The 1,140-nt window shown below is 61.3% G+C and carries 1 protein-coding gene; it reads right to left on the reverse strand.

Annotated features, from left to right (window positions below; translation table 11 throughout):
• Nucleotides 1-630 (reverse strand): OprD family outer membrane porin (locus HU762_RS26500; RefSeq protein WP_186641869.1); only part of this gene is annotated, 630 nt, incomplete at its 3' end.
• Nucleotides 631-1,140: the final 510 nt, after the last annotated feature.

Below are 1,140 nucleotides of genomic sequence, written 5' to 3' on the forward strand. Positions count from 1 at the left end.
TTCGCCGCCGCCGAAGTTGAAGCGGTCGGAGGTGAACGCGCCGCGGCCGTTCATCGACATGTCTTCCATGCTCGCGTCGTTGCGCGGGCTGTTGGCGCGGAACTGACCGCCATAAAGGGTCAGGCCGCTGATTTCGGTCGAAGTCACCTGGCCGCCACGGAAGGTCTGGGGCAGGGAACGACCGTCGTCGGAACGCAGGATCGGCAGCACCGGCATCCATTCGCCGACTTTCAACTCGGTTTTCGAGACCTTGGCCTTGAGCGCGACGCCCAAGCGGCCGAAGTCATCGGCTGGGCGACCGTCGTCGTGCACCGGCAGCAATTGTGTGCCGGCCGTGCCACGACCGCCGTCGAGTTTGACCGAGTACAGGCCGAGCACGTCCACGCCGAAACCGACCGTGCCTTGGGTGAAACCGGACTTGGCGTCGAGGATGAAACTCTGGGTCCACTCTTCGGCTTTGCCCTGGGCATTGTTCGGGTTGGTGAAGTTGCGGTTGAGGTAGAAGTTGCGCAGGTTCAGGGTGGCTTTCGCATCTTCGACGAACCCTGATTCCGCCGACAATACCGGCAGGGCAACGCCTGACAGGGCGACGGCGATGAGGCTGGGGAGCAAATATTGTGTGGGCTTCATGGGCGTTGTCTCTTGTTTTTTTGTGGACGAAGCGAGTCGTTGCCGCACTTTTGAGGTGCAAGCGGTCGGGTGTAGCCAGGGTCGTTTGGGCGATCGGGGATCAGCCGGGCGAGGCGGGGCGTCTGGGCATGGCGTCGAACCTGTTGTTATTGGTTTTGTGCGAGCGATGGTGAAGCGCGGGTCGGGATCGGTTCAATTGCCGTTTGCGGGTTTTGGGCGATTATCGAACGGCAAAAAATGAGCGAATGGTGGGGGCGCTTGTTCTGGGTATATATCCATTGCTGCGGTGATGACCGCTGGCGGTTTCGCTCTTACAGCGACTCACTTTTATGAAGCGTAAAAGTAAGCAAAACGCTTTTGCCCCACCACTTGGCACCTCGCTTGGGCTCGGTGTGCCCTCACTCCGGCATTGCTCCGTGGGCCCGCCGCGAAGGGCCATCCATGGCCCAGCGCGGCTATCCCGGCATCCATGCCGGGATGCCCACTGCGCAATGCCTGCGTTCGGCCAGC

The sequence above is a fragment of the Pseudomonas sp. SWRI92 genome (assembly GCF_014268685.1).
GTDB classification, from domain to species: Bacteria; Pseudomonadota; Gammaproteobacteria; order Pseudomonadales; family Pseudomonadaceae; genus Aquipseudomonas; species Aquipseudomonas marvdashtae.